Origin of the sequence: Vibrio neptunius, assembly GCF_000967495.1 — a bacterium.
Taxonomy (GTDB): Bacteria; Pseudomonadota; Gammaproteobacteria; order Enterobacterales; family Vibrionaceae; genus Vibrio; species Vibrio neptunius.
The window spans coordinates 20,264-42,967 of sequence record NZ_JXXU01000048.1; the positions used below are offsets into that span (position 1 = coordinate 20,264).

The 22,704-nt window shown below is 44.3% G+C and carries 18 protein-coding genes; 15 read left to right on the forward strand and 3 right to left on the reverse strand.

The annotated features are described in order from the left end of the window. The first annotated feature begins 4 nt into the window (after positions 1 to 4). The 10 genes from TW84_RS17165 (at position 5) to tssG (ending at position 12,267) form a co-directional block, all read left to right on the forward strand. Positions 5 to 1,321 carry a hypothetical protein gene (locus TW84_RS17165; protein WP_045976850.1) on the forward strand — a complete coding sequence of 439 codons (1,317 nt, stop codon included), beginning with the start codon at positions 5 to 7 and terminating at the stop codon, positions 1,319 to 1,321. Next, positions 1,302 to 2,285 (forward strand): DUF2169 family type VI secretion system accessory protein, encoded by a 984-nt coding sequence (locus TW84_RS17170; protein ID WP_045976851.1) that lies wholly within the window; start codon positions 1,302 to 1,304, stop codon positions 2,283 to 2,285. Before TW84_RS17165 ends, TW84_RS17170 begins: the two co-directional genes overlap by 20 nt. Next, on the forward strand, positions 2,282 to 3,235 hold the full coding sequence (locus tag TW84_RS17175) for a hypothetical protein (RefSeq protein WP_045976852.1): 954 nt from the start codon (positions 2,282 to 2,284) through the stop codon (positions 3,233 to 3,235). The genes TW84_RS17170 and TW84_RS17175 overlap by 4 nt, the downstream gene beginning before the upstream one ends. 212 nt (positions 3,236 to 3,447) lie before the next feature. Continuing rightward, positions 3,448 to 5,442, forward strand: coding sequence for a serine/threonine-protein kinase (locus TW84_RS17180; RefSeq protein WP_045976853.1), 1,995 nt, complete (start codon positions 3,448 to 3,450; stop codon positions 5,440 to 5,442). Positions 5,443 to 5,445: 3 nt separating this feature from the next. Next, positions 5,446 to 7,011, forward strand: coding sequence for a type VI secretion system protein TssA (gene tssA / locus TW84_RS17185; protein WP_045976854.1), 1,566 nt, complete (start codon positions 5,446 to 5,448; stop codon positions 7,009 to 7,011). 27 nt (positions 7,012 to 7,038) lie between these two features. After that, a complete protein-coding gene (gene tssB / locus TW84_RS17190; RefSeq protein WP_045976855.1) occupies positions 7,039 to 7,548 on the forward strand; it encodes a type VI secretion system contractile sheath small subunit in 510 nt (169 codons plus the stop codon). Positions 7,549 to 7,557: 9 nt separating this feature from the next. Then, positions 7,558 to 9,033 carry a type VI secretion system contractile sheath large subunit gene (gene tssC, locus TW84_RS17195; protein WP_045976856.1) on the forward strand — a complete coding sequence of 492 codons (1,476 nt, stop codon included), beginning with the start codon at positions 7,558 to 7,560 and terminating at the stop codon, positions 9,031 to 9,033. Between the two features lie 62 nt (positions 9,034 to 9,095). Next, on the forward strand, positions 9,096 to 9,506 hold the full coding sequence (gene tssE / locus TW84_RS17200; protein ID WP_045976857.1) for a type VI secretion system baseplate subunit TssE: 411 nt from the start codon (positions 9,096 to 9,098) through the stop codon (positions 9,504 to 9,506). A 17-nt stretch (positions 9,507 to 9,523) separates the two neighbouring features. Further along, complete coding sequence (gene tssF / locus TW84_RS17205; RefSeq protein ID WP_045976858.1) at positions 9,524 to 11,272, forward strand: type VI secretion system baseplate subunit TssF; 1,749 nt, start codon at positions 9,524 to 9,526, stop codon at positions 11,270 to 11,272. Next, the gene (gene tssG, locus TW84_RS17210; RefSeq protein ID WP_045976859.1) at positions 11,269 to 12,267 is read left to right on the forward strand and encodes a type VI secretion system baseplate subunit TssG; all 999 of its coding nucleotides are present in this window, start codon (positions 11,269 to 11,271) and stop codon (positions 12,265 to 12,267) included. Before tssF ends, tssG begins: the two co-directional genes overlap by 4 nt. Positions 12,268 to 12,329: 62 nt before the next feature. Here the strand turns inward: tssG and TW84_RS17215 are convergent, their stop codons facing one another. Genes TW84_RS17215 through TW84_RS17225 form a run of 3 tightly spaced genes read right to left on the reverse strand, consistent with a single transcriptional unit; the run spans position 12,330 to position 17,537 of the window. Then, positions 12,330 to 12,782, reverse strand: coding sequence for an Lrp/AsnC family transcriptional regulator (locus TW84_RS17215; RefSeq protein WP_045976860.1), 453 nt, complete (start codon positions 12,780 to 12,782; stop codon positions 12,330 to 12,332). Between the two features lie 34 nt (positions 12,783 to 12,816). Continuing rightward, complete coding sequence (tssM, locus tag TW84_RS17220; RefSeq protein WP_045976861.1) at positions 12,817 to 16,212, reverse strand: type VI secretion system membrane subunit TssM; 3,396 nt, start codon at positions 16,210 to 16,212, stop codon at positions 12,817 to 12,819. 2 nt (positions 16,213 to 16,214) lie between these two features. Continuing rightward, positions 16,215 to 17,537, reverse strand: a complete 1,323-nt coding sequence (locus TW84_RS17225) for a type VI secretion system ImpA family N-terminal domain-containing protein (RefSeq protein WP_045976862.1) — start codon at positions 17,535 to 17,537, stop codon at positions 16,215 to 16,217. A 498-nt stretch (positions 17,538 to 18,035) separates the two neighbouring features. Here TW84_RS17225 and TW84_RS17230 point away from each other — a divergent pair, with 498 nt between their 5' ends. The 5 genes from TW84_RS17230 to icmH are packed head-to-tail and all read left to right on the forward strand — an operon-like array spanning position 18,036 to position 22,660. Then, positions 18,036 to 18,638 carry an outer membrane beta-barrel protein gene (locus TW84_RS17230; RefSeq protein ID WP_045976863.1) on the forward strand — a complete coding sequence of 201 codons (603 nt, stop codon included), beginning with the start codon at positions 18,036 to 18,038 and terminating at the stop codon, positions 18,636 to 18,638. 12 nt (positions 18,639 to 18,650) lie between these two features. Then, the gene (gene tagH, locus TW84_RS17235) at positions 18,651 to 20,042 is read left to right on the forward strand and encodes a type VI secretion system-associated FHA domain protein TagH (RefSeq protein ID WP_045976864.1); all 1,392 of its coding nucleotides are present in this window, start codon (positions 18,651 to 18,653) and stop codon (positions 20,040 to 20,042) included. Next, entirely contained in the window at positions 20,035 to 20,535 is a 501-nt protein-coding gene (gene tssJ / locus TW84_RS17240; protein WP_084720252.1) for a type VI secretion system lipoprotein TssJ, read from the forward strand. Before tagH ends, tssJ begins: the two co-directional genes overlap by 8 nt. An 11-nt stretch (positions 20,536 to 20,546) precedes the next feature. Beyond that, positions 20,547 to 21,872: a type VI secretion system baseplate subunit TssK gene (tssK, locus tag TW84_RS17245; RefSeq protein ID WP_045976865.1), complete on the forward strand. Its 1,326-nt coding sequence runs from the start codon at positions 20,547 to 20,549 to the stop codon at positions 21,870 to 21,872. Beyond that, the gene (icmH, locus tag TW84_RS17250; RefSeq protein ID WP_045976866.1) at positions 21,869 to 22,660 is read left to right on the forward strand and encodes a type IVB secretion system protein IcmH/DotU; all 792 of its coding nucleotides are present in this window, start codon (positions 21,869 to 21,871) and stop codon (positions 22,658 to 22,660) included. The genes tssK and icmH overlap by 4 nt, the downstream gene beginning before the upstream one ends. The last annotated feature ends 44 nt before the right edge of the window (positions 22,661 to 22,704 follow it).

The window sequence follows — 22,704 nt, forward strand, 5'->3', positions numbered from 1 at the left end:
GAGTATGAGACAAAGAATTACCAAACAACAGCTTAGCTCAGCGTTAAGTGACAGTGATTTAACCCAAGTCATACAAACATTAGATGAGCAAATAGCGCTACTGAGCGATCTGCGCCCAGCATGGCTTGAGTTTTGTCATGAGAAATCAGCGGTCGCGATAGAGTCCTTGTCCTTTCTGTTTAAGCAATGGGTAAGGTTGCATCGCAAAGGTTATCCAGCGACTTCGCAGGACTACCTCCGTTTGGTTGAACGCCAGATGGCAGAGATTAAGCAGGTTTACATCGCCTTCTATAAGCTTCATCCGGGGCTGGTGTACGAGCTAAAAGACACCGCACCAGCGCTTTTCGTTTGGCTGATGTTAGAGCCTGAATTCGAGCCGCACACGGCCTACCTTCTTGCAGCAATAAAGGTGGCTGAAGCCATCGACGCCAATGAAGCTACTCTGTTGCTACTGCACTCCAAACGACACACGCTGGATATCACATTAACGCAGCTTGTCGAGGGCAAAGTCTCAATGAGAAGCTTGTGCTTTGAAGCGTTGCGGCTGCGTCAGACATTAAGTATTGGTTTGGCCAAACACTGGTTGAAGGAAACCTCGCTTGAAGCACAGGAAGTGCATCCGGTGTTAGCCAAGTTTGATGTCGAAGACAGTATCGAGTGGATTAATGAAATCGACAACGATGAACAGTACTTGTTTGAGTTGTTGCTCTGTAAGCATGATCGTGGAACTTGGTTTAGAAAGCGTTTTGGTGTTGAACAGCAAGCGCTGCTCAGTGAGCACGTGGCGACATACGCTAAATTGCTTGAGTTGGTCGAGTTTGACCAGTTTGATCCTAGTCTCGAAATGGCGCCAATCCAGATGGTGTTAACCGGCCGCCCAGACTGGATTGAAACGGCTTTGGAACACCTCATGACGCTGGAAGATGGGCAGGAGGAGTGGTTGTTTGCCCTTTATGTTGTCTACGGTGAGCGCTTCCCGCTCAACCCACATCTGTTGGGGGTTGAGTATCAATGGGAACAAGCGGTGGCGGTGCTTGAAAACTGGTGTGATTGTGGTGAAAGCGATGTCAACACAGCGATTCGACATGGCGTGCCTGTGACGTTTGAATCGAGTGTCCAAGCCATGATGGATCACAATATCCCCGCTAACTACCGAACCTGGATATGGCGTCATCTCTGTATTCATGGTCGTGTCTACATTCCTTGGAATTGGGCCATGCCTGCAATACAACAAAACTGGCTGTTTAGTAAGCTATCTGAGCAATCCGCTGCGATTGAACGATTTAACCTAAGGAATCAGAATGCAACTTTGGGATATTGAACAAGAAACGGAATTGCTAGTAAAAGGTCGCTTCCAGCGTGATCAAAATGGCCACGAAGTGTGGGTGATAGCGGCTAAACGACAATGGCAGCTCAACGAGGGTTCATGGCAAGAGGTCCCGGCTGAGGAGATCTACGATGACCCTGTTTATCTCGGTGAAGCTGGTATGTCGGCGATGAAAGTCGACCATGAGTTTCCAGTATCAAAGCAAAATACCGACGTTTTGGTGTACGGCAAAGCACGCGCTTACGCTAAGCGCCCAGTGACTTATCACGAGTGTCGTCTCCTCATCGATAGTCATATCGACAAGACGATTGCTGTTCATGGTGAACGTAAGTGGGTCGAACACGGTGGTACAGTGACGGTTTCTCATCCAACAGCGTATGTTGAAGCTGAGATTGATTACTCAAGAGCATTGGGTGGGGATGAGCGTAACCGTGTTGGTTGTGGCGTGGCGAAAAGCAGTGCTGAGTTGATGGCAATGCCAGTTCCGTCAGTGTTTTATCCTAATGAAGAATGGGCACCTAACACCAAAAACTTGCGCGTAGCAGGCCTTGGGCCTATCCCGCCCTTTTTTACTCAGAGGGTTAAGTACGCTGGGACATTTGATGATGCTTGGCAAGAGCATAGACGCCCCTTATTGCCAGAAGACTTTAACCCGAAGTTTTACCAATCTGCCCCTGAAGATCAGCAGTGCAATGGCTTCTTAGAAGGTGGTGAGCGCCTGATGATGAGTGGTTTCTCTCATGACGACGTGTTGGCTTTTCGCATTCCGGCTGAGAAGTATGTCGCTGTGGCCGATTTTGGTGAAGAGAAGCTAAGCGCTGCTATGGCAATGTACACACTGTTTGTTGATACTGAAGAACAACGTCTTACGATTAGCTACAACGCTTCATTCCCTTGTCAGGGCAAAGAACACCTGCTGGTGTCTTCCACGATTTCTAAAGCGAGAGAAAGCGCATGAGTAATGTATATGGTCGATACGTTCTTGATGTTGATGTATTGACGCCAATGGGCATGAACCTAGATATTTCACTCGCTGTCGCCAAAGCTGACCTTGCACGATTCAATCAGCAACCCGCTGAAAATGGTATCGATAAGTTTACTTTCGCTAAAGCGGACTTTATTAAAGCAGACAAAAAGCAAGAAAGGGTAGTCGAAATGATCGATTCGCTGCTTTCTTCTATGTTAGCTAAGCTACCCAAAACGCTTAGGCCTGTTCCCGTGGTGATCTCTGTCCCTGAGTCGACGGATAATAACCGTCTACAAGCTTGGGTAGAGGCGAGTAAACACGCCAAATGGTTGTCAAAGATCGACATTACCCATATCGGCGGACCGCGTTTTATCCATGATTCCCTGACTATCCTAAACCAGCAAGATGCGGTTCTTTGTATCGCGGTTGACTCTTTATTCAGTGAGTTAGCCCCACTTATTGCCGATGACAATGTGCAAGGAAGTCAAAATCCATGGGGGTTGATCCCCAGTGAAGGTGGTGGGGGTGTCATTTTCACTAAGAAAAACATTGTTGACACTCTCAAGTTAAAGCCCGTTGCATCGCTTGACTACTTTGTGGCTGAATGGAACACGTCGGATCGCAGAGGTATGATGCGCTTGGTTCGCAAAGCTGGAGCGGCTTTTGAACACTTAGGCTATATCTATTCTGACTTGAATAATTCTCGACATCATACCGAGGATTATGGCTTTGCCCTCGGTGCAAGAGCAGAGAAATTCACTAACCCTGATCAGCCTGTGCTTATCAATGGTTTATGGGGAACATTAGGGCAATCGTCTGCGATGGCTTTGCTGTGCAGCTTCTCCCAAATGCATCCTTCATCGGACCCAGCTTGCTTGTTTATGTATGGGCTAGATGGTGATCGCGGTTTATTAAGAATATCTCGGTGTGAAGATGCTTAATTGGTTCAAATCTACTAGATGGTAGATCAATTTGAATAAAAAGTGTTGCTCTAAAACCGTCAAAATAGAAACACGTAAGGTCGGTTCTACAGTCATTATGCCTAAATTGATAGGGATAGTGGGCTTTTTATTTTTATGCGGTTGAAAAGCAATATTTAAACTAATTATTATGCTTCCCTAGTTATTATTATCATTTGGCTAAAGAGTGGAACGTGTCTGATCAAAATGGATCAAGCGACAGCTATATCAATCAGCTAGTTCATAAAGCGATTGAGAGAAAAAAACAGCTAGAGCTGCAGGAAGCGCAGAGAAACAAGCCCAAGTTGGAATATGTTTTATTCTCACAATTCGACGTGCTTGAATCTTTTCCTTCAAAAAATGGCAATACAACCTTATATCACCTAGCAAAACAAGGTGAGCCTGATAAACAGGTGTGTTGTAAAGTTGCCAATGAAGGTACTTCTAGCCATGAACATTCGTCACTGATTAGTGAAGCCAGTAAGCTTGAAATCTCTCAGCATCCAAGCGTAGCTGATTTTATTAAGATCGGTAACGAGTTTGATCGCCCCTACATCATGTATGAATGGATACATGGTGAATCCTTAGCTGAAAAAATAGAAAGACACTCGAAGAAGGGCTTCCGTCACGATCATATCGCCTGGCTGATTTATCAGCTTGCTGGTGCGCTGGAGTACATGCACACCCGAGGCGTATGCCATCTAGATATTAAGCCTGCCAATGTGCTGGTGGCTGAAGATGATAGCGTCAAACTGATTGATTTTGGCGCAGCTCGTTACACTGAGGAATCGCAGGGCCCAGCAGAGGTGAGTATGAATTACGCCTCACCTATGTATGTCGAGAGTGGCGTAGCGAAACCGCAAGATGACGTTTATTCATTGGCCCTATTGACAGGTCATCTCTTCCTCGGCTCGTCTTACGGCGACGTTTGGCGTCAGTTGTTGGGACAAAACAAGCGTTGCCAGCTGATCCCGAAACATGTTTGGTCGCTGCTTAAAAATGTTATTAACAAACCTCGCTCCCATGGTTACACGGCAATTTCATTTGCACAGGCATTGGCCCGTATTGATACGCAGGCGTTAAAGTCGGATAACAGTGCGCCTATTTTTTCAAATCTTAGAAATGCCGATCTGGTACTGACGCAGCACAGCGTGAGTGACAAATTTGCCTTCGGTCGATTTAAGTATTTGGAAGCGACGTTAGTGGCTTCGGTTCTTCTGGTAACGGGGACTTACTTTTACGATTATATGCAGCCCGAGTGGAAGCCTTCAGCCAAGCCTGGCTTTAGTGAATCGAGTGCCTTGGTCAATACCATCAAACCGGCTCAAACTGCATCATTTCTTGCACAACCGCCGTGGAAGGTTGAGCAAGCATTAAATGACATGTCGAATGATGTCGTCATGATGGCTCCTTATCAGGATGCTTATCAAGTGCAGCAGACCAAGCTACTTACTGTTTATCAGCAGAATGAAGATGCATTGAACTTGAGGCGTGAACTTGCGGGTAATCTTCCTCTGGTGCTCAAGGAGATGCGTTCGCAACTTGTTTCGCTTCATGCAAGTTTGAACAATGATGGCGTATTGTTTGCTAAATCCGAGCGTTCATTTAACAAGGTGATGTCAAACCTGAACACATTAACGGTTGAAGCGCAAAAAATGACTAGTTACATGGGTAAACAGGATGCTGAACTAGTCAATTTGATCTTGAGTGGCCAAGCTAGAGCCGTTGATGATTACATGAAGAGTGCATGGGCCAATCATCAGGCTGAATCTTATTACTATAGCCAAGTGTTACCTAGTGCTGTCTTGAATAAGGTTTACGCAACCATTGATGCTAATGCTGAACAGCATTATTACTCACGCGCCATTGAGCAGGCAGAAGCCGCCAAACAGTATTTTGGTAATACTGCCGATTTGAACGCTAAGGTTCGTGCACTCAAGGTTGCGCGTAGCGAGTACATTCTATTCAGCACGGTGACAGAGCAAGTGATTTTCGAGAAGGCGAAGCTTAATTCGTCGCTCAACGATCTCGAAGTGAATGCGCCGAAAAAATTCAGCGAAGTCACTCAATTACTGAATAGCATGGCCAGTGATGCTATCCGCAAGAGTCATAAAAAATCCAAGCCTGCACGAGGCGCGTTGGCGGTCAAACGTGCAATTAGCGATTATGAGCCAGGTGCAAGGAGCTAACGGATGTCTGTTGAAATTAACGCGCTTTTAGAACCTATCAATGAGGCATCACCGACCGGTGAAGATGCCCGCTACGAATTTAGCTTCGAAATGATGGAAGCGGAAGTTAAGAAGTTTGGTTCTTTGTTTGGTGAAACGGTTGACTGGTCAGTGGTTCAAAATCATGCCACTGAAGTGATTACTCAGCATAGTAAAGACTTCAAAGCCATGTGCTACCTGTCGCGCGCTATGGTTGAAAGTGACGGATTAAGTGGTCTCGAAAAGGGGCTCTCACTGCTGGCTGAGTCTTTAGCGCGCTTTGGTGCGGATTTGTACCCACGTCGTAAACGTGGTCGAGACGGCGCCGTAGAGTGGCTTAACCATCAGCTTAAGCTTGCCTTGCCTAAACTGCCCAATGAACAACTGACTTGGCAAGCGTTGTCACAGTGTAATGATCGTGTTGAAGAGATTCAGCGTCACTTTGATGAGGTCTTTCAAGACTCGGAAGCGGACTTCTTTGAACTACGCACTGAGATCAACCGCTTGATGCAATCCGCAAATGTTGACGTGTCACACTCGGCGTCTACTGAGCCAGAACTGGCGCAAGAGCCAGTGGCTACCGAGCCAGCTCCTGCCGAAACTCAACCAGAGCCAAAAGCTGCTCAGGTGACACCTGCACAACCCAAGCCTTCGGTCGCTGCACCGACAAGACGCCCCGCAAAAGAAGTGGACATCGACACCGATTTTTCATCGCCGACGGCGTCGAAGCGTACATTGAAAAAAGTAGCCGAAACCCTATTAAGTGCAGAGCCTGAGTTGGCTTTGTCCTATCGTATCCATAGGCATTTGACCTGGTCAGATATAGAAGAGTTACCAGACCATCAGAATAACGAAACGCCGCTGATCCTTGCTGTCTCGCAAGACAAACAGTCTGAGTATAGAGATAAAGCCAAGCAAGAAAGTGATCTTGATACGATTAAACGTCTTGAACGTACTTTGACGGATGCGCCTTTTTGGCTCACTGGGCATTTCTACGTTTATCAGATGTTAAAAAACCTGAACCTTGAAGAAGCGGCTCAAGCGGTTTCGGAAGAGGTAAAAGCCTTCGCCCAGTCTCTGCCGGGTATTGAAGTGCTGTCATTTAAGAATTCGATTCCATTTGCCAACGAAGCAACGATTGAATGGCTGAATAAAGCGCGTTCATCGGCCACCGGTAACGGGCAGCAAGTACTGCCTAGCGTCGTGGTGCAAGAAGGCGATTTGGTGTCAATGGACGATGTAACTCTCGAAAACTTGGGAGAACGCGTAGCAGAAGTCGCGCAAAACCTTGAACTGGATAGCTCAGGGCGAGGGCAATTTATGCTGCATTTACAAATCGTAAAAGCTTACCAAGCTGTTGGTCTTTATGCGCTCTGTTTGCCTTATCTTGAAAAGTTATGGGTTATCAGGGACGAAATGAGTCTTAGCGGCTGGGAACCACACCTCTCTTTGCAATTAGACGAATTAACTCAAAAAATTCTGAAGCAGCTGTATCCAAACAAGGAATTGCTGCCTGCAAAGTTTGAGGCGTGGGAGTCAATCTATAACTAAACAACACAATTAGATAAGGAACTAATTATGTCACGCGATGGCTCGGTAGCTCCTAAAGAGCGAATTAATATCCGTTACGTTCCAGCGACTGGTGATGCGCAAGAAGACGTTGAACTGCCGTTGAATATGATGGTGGTTGGTGACTTCACAGCACGTGCTGATGAGACACCAATTGAAGAACGTACGCCAATTAATATTGATAAAGACAACTTTAACGAAGTGTTGGAAGGCTATGCTCCAAACCTAAAAGTTAATGTTGAAAACCGTCTTTCTGATGAAGAGGGTGCACAGCTTGGTGTTGATCTAACGTTCAAGAACATGAAGGACTTTACTCCTGAGGCGATTGCTAAAAGTGTTCCAGAACTCAACAGTCTGCTAGAGCTTCGTGAAGCACTGGTTGCACTAAAAGGTCCACTAGGCAACGTACCTGCATTCCGTAAGAAGATCGCTGCTGTTCTTCAGGATGAAGAAGCTCGTAAGAAATTACTAGAAGAACTCAGCATTGGTGAAAACCAAGATGCTGAAAAGGCCGAATAAGAGGATATTATGACAACAGAAGCACAAGCTCCAGAACAAAGTGAGACTCAGGTCGAATCTGGTTCTCTTCTGGATAGCATTCTTACCGAAACACGCCTGAAGCCTCAGGACGAAGGCTTTGAAGTTGCAAAGCGTGGTGTTGAAGCGTTCATTGGTGAACTCTTAAGTAATAAGTCTGCCGAAAAAGTTGATCAGTCTCTGGTTGATTTGATGATTGGTGAGATTGACCAAAAGCTATCAAAGCAGGTCGATGCGATTCTTCACAACGAAGAAGTACAAGCGATCGAATCTACGTGGCGTGGTCTTAAGTACTTGGTTGATCACACGGATTTCCGCGAGAACATCCTTATCGAACTGATTTCAGCTAAGAAAGACGAAATGCTGGATGATTTCGAAGACGCTCCAGAGGTTGTAAAATCAGGCCTTTACAAGCAGATCTACACACGTGAGTACGGTCAGTTTGGTGGTAAGCCAGTTGGTGCAGTAATCTGTGATTACCAGCTAACGTCTTCTAGCCCAGATATCAAGTTGATGGAATACATGGCGAACGTTGGTGCAATGTCACATGCGCCGTTCATCACGTCTGCATCTTCTCAGTTCTTTGGTTTAGACAGCTACGAAGAGCTGCCAAACATGAAAGACCTGAAGTCGGTATTTGAAGGTCCTCAGTACACGAAATGGCGTGGTCTGCGTGAACATGAAGATTCACGTTACCTAGGTCTGTGTACGTCGCGTTTCATGCTACGTAACCCTTATTCAGTTGAAGACAACCCAATCAAAGCATTTGACTATGATGAGTTGGTAACAGACAACCACAACCACTTCTTGTGGGGTAACTCAGCGTACGCGATGGCATCTAAGATCAGTGAGTCTTTTGCAAAGTACCGCTGGTGTCCGAACATCATCGGTCCTCAAAGTGGTGGTGCTGTATTTGACTTACCAGTTTACAACTACGAGTCAATGGGACAAATCGAAACTAAGATCCCGACAGAGATCCTTGTTTCTGACCGCCGTGAGTTTGAACTTGCAGAGGAAGGCTTTATTGCGCTGACTATGCGTAAAGGTTCTGACAACGCAGCGTTCTTCTCTGCTAACTCAATTCAAAAGCCTAAGGTTTACGCGAATACGCCGGAAGGTAAAAACGCAGAAATGAACTACAAGCTGGGTACTCAGCTGCCATACATGTTCATTATCAACCGTCTTGCCCACTACATCAAAGTTCTACAGCGTGAGCAAATTGGTTCGTGGAAAGAGCGTTCTGACCTAGAAATCGAACTCAACAAGTGGATTCGTCAGTATGTTTCAGATCAGGAAAACCCGCCAGCAGAAGTACGTGGTCGTCGTCCACTTCGCGCTGCGAAGGTTGAAGTATCTGATGTTGAAGGCGATCCGGGCTGGTACAAGGTATCAATGTCTGTTCGTCCACACTTCAAGTACATGGGTGCGAGCTTCGATCTGTCTCTAGTTGGTAAACTGGACCAGTAATCAGAGCATATGTTTAAGTTTCGAGCGGTCAGTTTTTCTGACCGCTCTTTTTAGAGTTCAGTATGGAAAAAGGTTATCGCTTACTCGAACGCATTGAATTGGGTGAACCCAAGAATTGCTACGAAAAAGTTGTTTCTCACAAACATCTTATTGAATCTATTCACATTCATCTCGCTGACTTGCTAAACACGCATGCCGGGAATGCAATGATAGACAATGATTATGGTCTTCCTGACTTTAATGATGTCCTAGCCAGCCAATCAAACTTGGTGCGTCATATTCAGCAGAATATTCGCGAGACCATTGCTAAGTTTGAACCTCGCTTGGGTGATATCGAAGTCACGTATCGACAGGACTTCCATAATCCCTTGCAGCTGAGTTTTGGCATCACCGGTGAGGTTTCTCACAACGGTGGGCAGGTACCAATGTCTATCAATGTGTTCATGGGCGTTGATGGCCAGTTCAACGTGTAAATTCAGGAGAAATCTTCGTGAGCAACAGTAAATATTTCCAAGATGAACTTTCCTATCTTCGAGAAGCCGGGAGTGAATTTGCAAAGTATCATCCAAAGCTGACCAACTTTCTCGGTGAAGGTGTCTATGACCCCGATGTCGAGCGTCTGCTTGAAGGTTTTGCTTTCCTTACCGGACGTATTCGCGAAAAAATAGACGATGAATTGCCAGAGTTGACACAGTCATTGATGACGTTGCTTTGGCCTCATTACATGCGTTCTGTGCCTTCGATGTGTATTTCTGAATTCAAGCCACATCTCGGAAGTATGACCGAGAAAATCGTCGTTAAACGCGGCGTCGAGATGGCGAGTAAACCGGTTGAAGAGACAGAGTGCTTATTTCGTACCTGTTACGATATCTCGCTGTATCCTATTACCCTAACGAACATCGAGCAGTCAAATAGCCGAACGAGCTCAAACGTCGATGTGACGATTGCGACCGAATATGGGCAGGAGCTGTCTAGGCTAAAAATGGATTCATTGCGCTTCCATTTACATGGCGAAGTCCATGTGACACGGACGTTGTACTTGTGGTTGTTCCGTTACCTTGATTACATTGAGGTCGATGTAGGCGGTGGGGTCAAGAGAAAACTCCCTGCGAGCAGTATTAAACCTGTCGGTTTTGGCGATGACGAAGCCCTGCTACCTTATGGTGCCAACTCTTTTGCCGGTTATCGTCTGCTTCAGGAGTATTTTTCTCTGCCAGAGAAGTTCATGTTTTTCGACGTGACAGATTTGGATTGGTTAAGTGGTGTGCCTAGCCGTTCTAGCCTCACCATGTCGTTTGTGTTCAAAAGAGCGCTACCTTCTGAAGTTGTGATAAAGAACAAGCATTTACGCTTACATTGTACGCCTGCTGTTAACCTTTTCGACATAGATGCTGACCCAATCCGTCTCGAACATCGCCGCAGTGAGTATAAGGTTCGACCACAAAGCTCTAATCAGGATCACTACGAAGTCTACTCGATTGAGAATGTAGAGACTTGGAGCAAGAGTGAGCGAACCCGTAAGAAGCTAATCGAGTTTGAATCGTTCGAACATCAGGTGAATCAGCGTGATAAGCGCGAGTTTTATAAAACTAAGGTTTCAGAACGAATCAGTGGGCGAGGTTTGGAGCGTTATATTTCTTTCCATACCCACAACAGTGATATCGCCGATCTGGGCTCCGAAACGGTGTTGATGAAGTTAACTTGTAGCAATGGTGACCTTGCTGAGCGTTTGTCTGTTGGGCATGTGGAAGACATGTCACCTAACTCTACTACATTCGCGAGTTTTTCCAATATTACCAAACCGACTCAATCTGTGAGCCCACAGGTTAATGGTGAATTGCAATGGCAGTTGATCGCTAATATGTCGCTTAACTATCTATCACTCGCCAACATTGATGTACTTAAAGTACTATTGTCTACCTATGATTTCCACTCTAGGGTGGATCGTCAAGCTCACCGAGCGTCGATACAACGTCTTGATGGCATCAAAAAATCAGAAATGAAACCAGTAGATCGGGTGTTCCGAGGTACTGCAATTCGAGGAACACAGTTTACGTTAACGGTTGACTCTGCACATTTTGTTAACGAAGGTGATATGTTCCTATTAGTTAATGTGTTGAACGAGTTTATCCGTTTGTACTCAAGTTTAAACTCGTTCACTGAGCTAGAAGTTTTCGATGAGAAAACGGGTGAAAACTACCATTGGCCTAGTCTGGCTGGGCAACAGACGGTTCTATGATTACTCAAATTGAACACAAAACTCATGAGTTTGGCTTTTTTCAAGCAGTATCACTGCTGGAAAAATACTATCAAGCTCAAACAGAATTCGCTTATAACGGGATAGGGCAGAACAAGTACGTTTCGCAAGAACATATTCGTTTCAGTGTTTCGCCGAGCTTGGCCTTTCCGAGAAGTGATATCGACTATGTGTCGCATTATGAAGTAGACGGTAACCCTTATTCACGAGTAGAGGTGACTTTTCTTGGTCTTCATGGTTCAAGCTCCCCTTTACCTTCTTCTTATACCGAGAAACTGGCTGGGCGTGAGGATGAAGAAAACCCAGTAAAACAGTTTTTTGACTTTTTCCACAATCGCCATATTTCGTTGGTTTATCGGGTTTGGAAGAAGTACCGCTACCACATTCAATATCAGAGTGAAGCCAAAGATCCGTTTTCTGGACGGATGCTACACCTACTTGGCTTGTCATCAGTTATGCAAGAAGCCGAAGTCAGTGAGCTGGACAGAGCAAAGCTTCTTTCATACGTAAGTCAATTATCCACTCGGACACGTTCTCCGAAATTGATATCAGGCATTGTGGCGCACTACTTTACTTTGGATGATGTGAATGTGGATGAGTGGATCTACCGCCGGGTCTCTATCCACAAGTCGCAACGAAACAAGCTGAATCACGTCAATTGCGTGCTTGGACAGGATCTGCACTTGGGAAAAACGGTGCCGGATTTGGTGGGTAAGTTTCATCTACGTATAGAAGATATAGATTTTTCAACTTACCAAACGTTTCTGCCGGGTAGAGAGAACTACAAGACTTTAATAGGCTTAATGCAATTCATCTTACGCGATCCGCTGGCATGGGATCTGATTATGAAAGTTCGGCTTGATACCATCCCTAAAAATGAACTGGGACAGGGTGAGGGCAATTTACTGGGTCAGACGATATGGTTGGGCGACCCAGGTACAAAAGATGCCTCAATCAAACAAATCGGCCAGCTTTAACAGTAATAAAAAACCCGCATCCGCGGGTTTTTTTATATGTCTTACACAAACCTTGACAAAGGTTAGCGTCGGATAGGTTGATGTAAAACCACTGTGTTGTTGAGTGACTGAATGCCGCTAAACGACTCTATTTCATTACACAGGGTATGTATCGACTGAAGATCCGGCGCTTCAATGAGAGCAATAATATCGTAAGTACCACCAACAATACTGGTTAGTCTCACCTCAGGAAGCTCTTTAAGTGCTTCCGTGACATCATTTTTCTTGCCTTTTTCACATGAAATCAGCAAGTAACTGGCTGCGTTACCGCTTTCTTCTTCCACTCTGATCTGCGCAGTATAGCCTTTAATAATACCGGTTTTTTCCAGTCGGCTGATACGTTCAGCGACGGCGGTACGCGACAAGCCAATGTTTCGCGATAAGTTAGCGATTGACTCTCGGCCATTAGACAAAAGAGTAGATAGAATTTTCCGATCTAGTTTGTCTAAACCCTGAAGGTTAGTAGTTGACATCATATATCCTGCCTTACGTTGTTTTTATATGTATATTTTATAGGTTGATGGTTTCGGGTAGAGAGAAGTTATACAGCTCCGCTAAGGTAAATGGATTCCTTTGAGAGAGTGGCTTCACTCGTAGTTTCAAGTCACGACCTGAAACGGTAATATCACTAACAAAACTTCCATCATGTTGATTCGTTAGTGTGGATTGGCCTAATAGCCTGTAGATTGCCCACTGGCCATTCTTGCTTAGTACGTATTGTTTGCCCTCATCAGTTACGTCTTGGATAGTAATACTCACGTTGAAGTCGCCGCTCTTAGGTGGCCATTCCAGTTCCCTAATGCGACTTGGACCGTGGTAGTAGCTCATTTGAGAATCTGCGACTTTCACGGTTGCACGAATAGCGCTAGAGTCTAAGTCGAGAATCTTGGTACTAAATGGTATCGAGACACGGTTGGTACTCTTGTTGATTAAAGTGTCGCGTATCACATTGTAGTTTTTAAGTTGAACCAGAAGTTCTGGTGTTAATGGCATGGTTTCACCATCGACACGCTTTGGTGTCCAAAGGTTAGTATCGTAAAACGATGCTAGATTGTTTTGGACGAAGGTATCAATTATGCCACCTGTAGCGAATAACAGTTCAAAATCTTCTAGTGCAATCTCTTCTTCAGCATTTAAATCGAATGGATACTTGTTCAGAGCCAAATCACGATACTTTGTATAGACATCACTATACCATTGAGTTTGAACGCCTTTAGCTGACTCTGTGATCATCACAGACCAGCTTTGCTGAACCATTCCTAATAACCAGCTACGTACAGGTTCTGGTGATTTTTGTGCGATCTGTTTCAAACGAATAATTGGATCGGCTTCTGAGCTTTGCATGCGTGAGCGCGCTGCCAAGAGCGATGCCATTTGTGGATCCGGTGAGTCAGCGATATCTTTCATGTAGGTTCGCAAACGGCTCAACGCAGTCACAATTTCATCCCAAGGAGTAGGGGAGTTAGGCGTTTCGTTGATCTGTAACTGGTTCAGTTGAAAGAACGCTTGTTCGACACGCTGCATTAACAGGTAGTCAGGTTGAACAAGCTCTTCTGCCGAATCTGTGAGTTTGTCGATCGCTTCTGTGGCGACTTTTGGCAATTTGTTTGCGAGCAGCTCTTTTTCGCCTACTGGAGAAAAGTGAGTATTTGAGTAGACTTGTTTCAATACCGTGGTCAATGGTGAAGATGGACCAGAAACCAGATCGATAGCGTTGGTCAAATCGCCAATCGAGTCGTATTTTTTCACCTTAAGTTCACTCAGCGCATTGCGCCAGTAACTAATGTAGTCGTCGGTGTATTTTTTACGGATTTGATCTTTAAATGCTTCATGCTCTTCTTTGGTTGGCGTGACATTCTTAGATAGACCCAATACCCAGTTGTTGGTGATGACATCTTTTGACATCAGATCAACACGAGGACGATAGAAAGTGCTGAAACCAGTTGCGGTATACACTTTGCTGATATCAAGGAGCTCTTGGTCGATTTGATCATTAAAGATGTTATTGAAGTCGAAACCAACAGCGCGTTCAATGTTCAACGTGCCCAAGTCTATAGTGTTTGCTTGGTTGATTAACTGCGCATAAACCAAGTCAACGTTTGATTGTGACAATAGGCTGCGACGAGTAGCGCGTACGATGCCCATGTTGATATTGACCGGCTCGAAGTCTGTTCTGAAGTAAGCATTAAGAAACTTCATCGCGTCATTGACTTGTTCTGAGTTGCCAATCACCTTTGAAAGAGTTAATTGAGTCTGCGCCGTCATAAAGGGCAAATCACGCTTGCTCGGTTCTTTCAACATTAAGTATCCTTTTAGGACAGGAAGCGCTTGAATCGGCTTGTCTTGGTACTTAGTTAACTGAACACGATACGATTGTTCGATCACTGGTATCAATTCTTGCTGAATTGACTTCAGCAGTGTTCGATATGCCATCTTGGTTGTTGGCTCTAGGCGGCTGACATTAAGGGATACTAGTTCTTGGTCTAGGGCCTCACTACCTTCAACCCATGCGCCATACACTGGCTGAATCTGAGCAATGGCACGAGCGAGTTTATCATCAAGTAAGCGACCTGAGTTTGCTGCTCGATCGTCAGTCTCAATGTTCAATAGCTGGTAGATAACTCTTAGATTGCTGTCTAGTGTCGTACCAAGCATGTATGCTCCGCCCGCCAAGAATACGATAGAAGCCACCATAGCCAATCGGCTCTGGCGCAGTATTCTCTTCAGGTAGGTTTTGTTCTCACCAGCAAAATCGGCTTCTGGTAAAATTTGAGACTCGACAAGAAAACGCGTGAAATACGGTATTTCAGATAATTGAGTGTGCTCAGACGCGATAATAGGCAAGTTAAAGTAAGTACTGCAGCTTTTGGCAAGTAAGTTGTACTTTCTTCCCCCTTGCAGGCAAGAAGAAAAAAACATCTCTCGTAGATCAAGAAAGTATGCCCCGCGGTTGACTTCACTTAATCTCTGAACGACATACTCGATCTCTTTCTGACAGATTTCCAACTGTTTTGGGAATGACAGAATGGCTTGTTTTTCTTTGGTGTCATTAGACTGAGAAGTTGAGTCTAGTGCGTTTTGCTCAATGACTTTGACTAAGTTGTTGAAGCTATCACGGTAGTAGTCAACTAAGATACCTTTCGAATCCTTAAGTGGGATGGATAGATATTCGACATTGTGTTTTAGAGGGCTAAGCTGCACATACTCTTTGAAACCTTGAAGCTTATCCAGCTTCGACATCACCATGTACACAGGCAGTGCCGTATTGGTGCGCTCGCAGATAGAGGTAATGCGTTCAATCAAAGCGGTAAGAGCGTAATCGACCTGTTCTTCTTCCGAAATAATCAAAAACTCTATGTCTGTAAAGAACAAACAGCCAGCAAAGGGTTTACGTGGGCGATTTCGAATGACCTCCGACACCATCGCATCCCAGAGCAGAGAGTCAGCGGCGGAGACTTCCTGGAACACTAAACGCTGGTCAGGTTTTAAATAGACGGCTTCGTCAGATTCATACCATTCGAAAAAGTCGTTTTTTGTCGAACGAGCAGTATCAATCGATTTGATTGCATTTGAACTGAATAGGAACTGCTTCTTACCCGCTGATTTGTTACCAATCATCAGATAAATTGGTTTTTTCTTGGAGCTGATTAGCAATGGTCTCAAGACTAAGCTTAAAGCTTCTTCTTCTGTTTCTAGTTGCTGTTCTCTGCTTTGTTTTCTCTTTTTAACGAAAAGAACGATTTGATAAGCACAAAATGCCAAAGCAATGATGCCAATACCGAAATATAAGATAGTCTCAGAAATGGTATCTGGGTATAACATATGTAACGCTGTTAAAACACCGACTAAAACGATAGCAAGTAGCGAAGATATGAATATCGGATGACGTATTATATTTTTTAACATGGTTATTCTGCCACTACTTGGTTTAATGCTTGACTCTCATGCGACGCTTTTAATTGAGCGATCTTATGCAAGTAAACGTTGATTAAAACTAATGAACGGTCTAGTTCATCGGTGTTGTTTGACTTTTCTGCATATTCTATTCGCCCCAACAATGGGAATAGAGAATTACTGTATTGATAGGCGAGCTTAGTATTCTTGTCATCAGAATTTAGCTTGAGATTAGCAATCGCGGTCCTCGCACGTGAAAATCGAGTGCTGATGTCGAGAAAGTCTTTTTCTAACTGGTTTTTCACTCGCTGAAGCTCTGCTGATAAAACCTGAACCGATGATGAATCAGCATAAAGCTCAGATAGATTGTTAGTAATGCTAATTAAGCTTGATATCTGGCCAATTTTTTCAGGTGACTTATCTAGGTCATAAACCATTGCATCAATTGTGCTAATTAAGGGATCCTTAAGGTTATTTAGAGTATCTTTGTTCTCTAGACTTAAGCTCTCAGTGACTTGAAGGATGACTTGAATATTGTTTGATGCGATCCGTTGTTTGTAGCTGTTTAGCTTTTGGTCTTTGTGCAGATAGTAAGCACTTAAAGAAAATAGAAACAGCCCGACAACAATGGCTACTGTCCATACGGCAGAGCGACTTTTTTCTACTTCTGTTTGAGCCTGGACAGGCTTTTCTGCGATTGGCGGTTTTACGTTAACAGTAATACCACCGGGTGCCGGTACCTTGGCTGCATTTTGCTCTTTCGCTTGTTGCCGTGCCGTTTCTTTCTTATCTTCGAGTTCTTTAATTTCTTCGATGTATTGGCTAAAGAGTCTGCGAATTGTACCTAACGACGGTGCTTTGTGACCGTAATGCAATCTCAGCTCTTCTTCTAATCTTAGGCAGACTCTATGCCCAGCTTCGAGCATAGCGCGGTCTTCAATACCGACTTTGAATTGTTTAGCTCGTCTCTCTGCGTGTTCCACTAGCCATTCAAAGGCGCCCATTCTTGCACTGGTTTTAGACACTTCAGGGTATGACGATGACCAATAGATAACGCACAGATCTAGGATGGAATTTAAGCCATCAATAAATCCGTTTAAGCCGTCATTGTGCGCAGAGGCGACGGCATAGTAACAACCGCAGCGTAAATCTTTGCTTTTGTTCTTGAGAATATCTTTGGAAAGCTGCTGGACCTTTTTCCATGAGACGCGACCAGTAACTTTGTTAATATTATTAATCTGACGCTTTATTTCCTCAAACTCTTCGAGATTGTTTGGGTTTACTCCACAAGGAGTGAGCTCGTCCACTGGCCGCCGAGCAAAGTCTGAAAAGTACATTAAATCCTACCCAAATGACATTAGTTATAAAAATGTATCCGCACTTCTGATCGTTTCTTATTTAATAATGATTAATTATCAAGGGGTGGATTTTACGTGGGAGAAAAGTAATTTGTAGATAAGATATTGATTAAAACTAGTTAAAGTTTATTAAATGTGACGACTATCCGTTACTACTAAAGTTTAATTGATAAAACTATAATTTAAGGAGAATGATAAATTTACAGTATGATTAACTAAGCGTCATTTTATAAATTTTTTGATTACAATTTTATCTATATCTAGTGCCCCCGATCTCTTTAGGTTTATTTGGCCCTTTGGTTGAACTTTGAGCAACCGTTAAAATGTCCGTTTTGATAGGAGAAAAGAAGTTAATACTAGTCGAATGCTCTTAATTGCACTGGCATTTTTTTTCGCTATTGAATTTGTTACTTAGCCTGTTATTTTGTTGAATCTTAAATTTATCTTTTGGCTGTAGACCTTTTGAGGAATAAAAGGATGAACAAGTTAAGTCAATTGGGCTTATTAGCTTTGGCATGTACAGTGTCAGTCGCGGCTAACGCGAAAGGGGAGCGCTACGGTGGTTCCATCAACATGCTGAGTATTGACAGCATGGATTACAAACAAGGAGATAGCGGCACGGCGAACGCGATGAGATACGGGTTTGTCCATACTCGACCAATCGATGAAGACAATAACCGCTGGAGATGGTGGCTGGGCTTTAACTACCTCAACGAATCAATTGATGCGCCAGCTAACGGTATTTATCAAGAAACCACAAACTACGAGTTACGTGTTGTCCCTCAATACGCTTTGGGCACTTGGTCAGTATTTACGCCATATATTGGTGCCGGTCTATCAGCGGGTTATAGCCAGTATTCTAATCGTTGGGTAGTGGATAGCGAGGGCTACAAGTATGGCTCTCAACTCGACGATATTGATCAATTTGAAGTAGGGGCGGTAGCGACCATTGGTACGGTTATCAAACTAGGTAGTAACCCAGATGCGCACCTTCAGATTATCCCACAGGCCTCGTACATCCTGCCTGTTTATAACGATGGTCTAGGTGGTGTCGAGTTCTCAGTATCACTGCTATTTTAGAGGATAAGAGCTTTGTTAGAGCGCTTGGTTATAGTCATATCAAAGCATCCTGAAGAGTACACAGGAGCAAAGTTTGTAGAGTTGCCGGAAAGCGGCGGCTCTATTGGCCGAAATCCAGGATGTTCCGTCCCTTTGATAGACCACAATCGTTATATATCAAGTACACATTGCTTGGTTAGTATCTATGGTGACGCTTACTACATCAGTGATGTGAGTACCAATGGACTCATTGTTAATGGGAATAAGTTGCTGAAAAATCAACCTATTCCAATTCACGAAGGGGATAGCATTGTTCTGGGGCAATATGAATTGTCAGTGAGTGTGGAGCGTACTACAAACACAGCTGATATTGCATTTGATATCACGCCTGACCGAGATACTACCGATCCTTTGGCAAACTTGGATGAAGTGCCTGCTGAACTTGAACAGCAAGGTCCATTAGAAGAAATTTTTCTTGAGACTAAGTCTGATGAGTCCGACGCTTCTGATCCAATGACACATTTAGATTTATCATTGGATAAAAGTGAAGACCATTTGATCCGCTCGGAAAACGATGAAATTAATCAGTTTGCGGTGACCAATGAATCCAATCGTCAAATAGCCGATGATAGCCTGAGTGTTTATTCGGAGTTTGATGCGCCAAGCATGATTCCTGAAGACTGGCTGGGCAGCGCGGATGCAGAACCTAAGCGAGTAGAGAAGACACCCTCATCTTTGGCTGGTCAAGCGCAACCTAAAACAACAGTTGCCTCAGTATCGACTCCGAAGCAGACCATGACTTCGGTGCCAAGTGAAATAAAGGTACAGAGTGAGCAGTGGGAAGAAGTCGCTCCAACGACGGATGCTCAATCTCCAGACGTTTCTGAAAAGCCGTTTAGTGTCGCGACTCCTGAACGTTCTGAAAGCGACTTATTGTCGTCATTTAAGAGGGGGCTGGGTGTGACTGATGATGCACTGTTAGAAGCAGATCCTCACTTGTTCGAACAGATGGGAGTCTGCCTTCGTTTGTGTATGACAAGATTACAACATGAACTTGTCGAGATAGAGGAATTAAAACAGTCTCCTACGCCCGCTGAAACAGATTTGATTGGTTTGATGCTCGACCTTAACAAGCAAAGTATGCTATCGCCGAATGAGTTGGTAGAACAAATGCTTGATGAGATTAGTGAGCATAAGTCGTTGTATGAGCAGGCACTGAATAACTATGTGCAGCAGAGTATTAGCCAATATGATCCAATAAACTTTGAGCAGAAAAGCGAAAATAAAGGCTTTTTGGCTAAACAAAAGTTGTGGGATGCTTACAAACTGCATTATTTGGAGAGTTTGAAAGGTGTGCACGGTGTAGGCACCAAGAAACTCGTTCAAGAAAACTATAATCGACTGCTAAAAGAAAAATATGCGTAAACTTATCGTCCTTTTCTTATTCTTCTCCTTAACAGGTTGCTCGATGTGGGACCAGTTCAAGGAGTCGAGCGGCATTACGCCCGAAACGTCATCTATTGAGCTTGTTATTGAAGCTTCTCCCCAGTTGAATATACGTGAGGGAGGGCAGCCTTCTCCGGTCATACTTCGAATTCATGAATTGACTTCTCCGGTTTTGTTCCGAAATCTAGACTTTTTTGCCTTGTTTGAAAATGACAAATCCTCATTGGGTGATGAATACATTAAACGGTATGAATATCAGTTGAAACCAGGCGAAAAAATCCATGAGATGCTCATTCTTGATCCTGGAACCAGAGCCTTGGGCTTTTCAGCGGCTTTTCGCGACATTAACGGTTCGTCATGGAGAAAAGTCGAAATAATTGAGGAGAAGTCGGAGTACTTCTTAAAACTGAAGCTAGAGGGAAGCGAGTTGTCGTTCAACTCTACCCGTGGAATCGAACAAACTTACTTTTAAGGGACAACGAGATGTCATTATATAATCCTGTAGTGTGGCAAGATGGCATGTTCATGAAACCACAGCATTTTCAGCAATTTGACCGTGCTCAGACAAAACTGAGCACAATGCTGTTCGCCAGTAGTTCGCCATTGCACTGGGGTGTGAATCAAATTGAGATTAACACTGAATTATTGACTCAAGGAAAGATCGCAGTCACACGGGCTATTGGTGTTCTTCAAGATAAAACGCCTTTCGATCTGCCTTTGTTGGCCGAGGTGCCAGATGTCAAAGAAGTCGACCCTTCGATTACAGATAAAGTGATTTATCTTTGTTGCCCACTTCCTTCCGAAAGGGAAGAGCTGTTCGGCTCTGACAAAGACGGCGCACGCTATCTTGTTCATCACCAAGATGCTGTCGATGCCGTTTACGCAAGTGAAGATACCGCGAATATTGCTGTTGGGCAGCTTAAATTCCGTTTGATGACCGAAGATGAAGATCGGAGCGCGTACACTGCGATTCCAATTCTAAAAATCGCAGAAGTTAAACCGGATGGCACCGTGGTGCTCGATGAACGCTATATTCCTACTTGTATTGATATCAACGCTTCTCAAGTTTTGAGCAAGTTCACCAAGGAATTTGCTTCCATGCTAAAACATCGCGCGGAGTCAATTGTAGAGCGTCTGGGGACTGTCGATCAGCAAGGTGTTTCGACGGTATCTGATTTTATGTTACTCCAAGCGTTGAATCGCTATGAACCGCTATTCTGGCATTTTTCGAGTGTCGAAGGGGTTCACCCTGAATCTCTGTATCGCATTTTGCTGCAGGCTGAAGGTGAGCTTTCGACTCTGTGTTCAACATCGCGCAGACCGCCTCAGTTTATCGAGTACAATCATGGCGATTTGACCAGTTGTCTGTCTCATACACTGGAGAATGCGAAGCGTACGTTAAGCGTTATGTCTGAACAACGTGCTATACCGCTGACACTTAAGGAACAGAACTTCGGTATTCGTACTGCTGTTATTCCAGATAAGAAGGTGGTCGAGAGTGCGACCTTTATTCTTGCGGTTAAAGCGGATGTCACGCTTGATGTCCTTCATACTCAGTTTGTTACTCAGACTAAGATTGGTTCTATCGATAATATCCGCGACCTTATTAACTTACAGCTTCCGGGGATCGGTATTAAACCAATGCCAGTTGTTCCACGTGCACTTCCTTATCATGCTGGTTACACATACTTTGAACTCGACAGAGCGAGTGAAGAATGGGCTGGTTTAGAAAGTGCATCAGCAATTGCTGTGCATGTGTCAGGTGAATTCGCGAATTTATCCCTACAGTTATGGGCAGTTAGAGCATGAGTTACATAGATAACGATGTAACCGTTGTATTGTTCCAGCCAGAGCCGGGTAAGCCTATGGAGGTGATGCCCGCGCCTGACTTATCGAGAAATATCGCGGTTAAAGACCCGAATATTGAGAAGATGGGTGTCAACCCGTTGGTAGACCAATTTTCTTGGCTTATTGCTAGTCTTTCGTGTATGTCTTCTATCCCGTGGCTAGAAGATCCGATGCCTTTTCGTGAGCAAATCGCGCGCGAAATACGCAAAGGTGAGCGCAAGCTAAACGAAATGGAAGTGGATCGTGCCTCTATATTGGTGATCCGTTATTGTCTTTGTGCCGCAATTGACGAGGCGGTATGTCGTCAAGAGTGGGGAACAAACAGTAATTGGAGCCAAAATAGCTTGTTGGCCGAATTCCACAACGAAACATCTGGTGGTGATAAGTTCTTTACCATTCTCGAACGTTTGAAAGCGGATCCACGTCGTTATCGTTATGTTATAGAGTTACTTTACCTTCTTATTCAGTTAGGTTTTCAGGGCAAGTATGGTCGAGAGGAGCGTGGGCAAGAGAAGCTTGCTGACATCGCCAATACGATTTATCGTCTGATTAAAGATGAAAGATTGGCAGAAAATGAAAAAGTTTCTCTCGTCAACCTCAAAGCGAAATACCTTAAGCAACCTTTGAAGCGAGTGATCCCTCCAAGAGTGACTCTGGGCGTCTCAGCTATCCTATTTTCTATTATGTATGCGGCCACGTATTTGATCATTGATACCAATTTTCAAAACCTAATCTCTAATTTCCAGTAATCGCCTTGTTAATATAAGCAATGAGTCTTTTGCTAAGCCCAAGT

Coding starts and splice junctions, on each gene's coding strand:
- TW84_RS17165 (WP_045976850.1), top strand. CDS start 5: ATGAGACAAAGAATTACCAAACAACAGCTTAGCTCAGCGTTAAGTGAC.
- TW84_RS17170 (WP_045976851.1), top strand. CDS start 1,302: ATGCAACTTTGGGATATTGAACAAGAAACGGAATTGCTAGTAAAAGGT.
- TW84_RS17175 (WP_045976852.1), top strand. CDS start 2,282: ATGAGTAATGTATATGGTCGATACGTTCTTGATGTTGATGTATTGACG.
- tssA (WP_045976854.1), top strand. CDS start 5,446: ATGTCTGTTGAAATTAACGCGCTTTTAGAACCTATCAATGAGGCATCA.
- tssB (WP_045976855.1), top strand. CDS start 7,039: ATGTCACGCGATGGCTCGGTAGCTCCTAAAGAGCGAATTAATATCCGT.
- tssC (WP_045976856.1), top strand. CDS start 7,558: ATGACAACAGAAGCACAAGCTCCAGAACAAAGTGAGACTCAGGTCGAA.
- tssE (WP_045976857.1), top strand. CDS start 9,096: ATGGAAAAAGGTTATCGCTTACTCGAACGCATTGAATTGGGTGAACCC.
- tssG (WP_045976859.1), top strand. CDS start 11,269: ATGATTACTCAAATTGAACACAAAACTCATGAGTTTGGCTTTTTTCAA.
- TW84_RS17215 (WP_045976860.1), bottom strand. CDS start 12,782: ATGATGTCAACTACTAACCTTCAGGGTTTAGACAAACTAGATCGGAAA.
- tssM (WP_045976861.1), bottom strand. CDS start 16,212: ATGTTAAAAAATATAATACGTCATCCGATATTCATATCTTCGCTACTT.
- TW84_RS17225 (WP_045976862.1), bottom strand. CDS start 17,537: ATGTACTTTTCAGACTTTGCTCGGCGGCCAGTGGACGAGCTCACTCCT.
- TW84_RS17230 (WP_045976863.1), top strand. CDS start 18,036: ATGAACAAGTTAAGTCAATTGGGCTTATTAGCTTTGGCATGTACAGTG.
- tssJ (WP_084720252.1), top strand. CDS start 20,035: ATGCGTAAACTTATCGTCCTTTTCTTATTCTTCTCCTTAACAGGTTGC.
- tssK (WP_045976865.1), top strand. CDS start 20,547: ATGTCATTATATAATCCTGTAGTGTGGCAAGATGGCATGTTCATGAAA.
- icmH (WP_045976866.1), top strand. CDS start 21,869: ATGAGTTACATAGATAACGATGTAACCGTTGTATTGTTCCAGCCAGAG.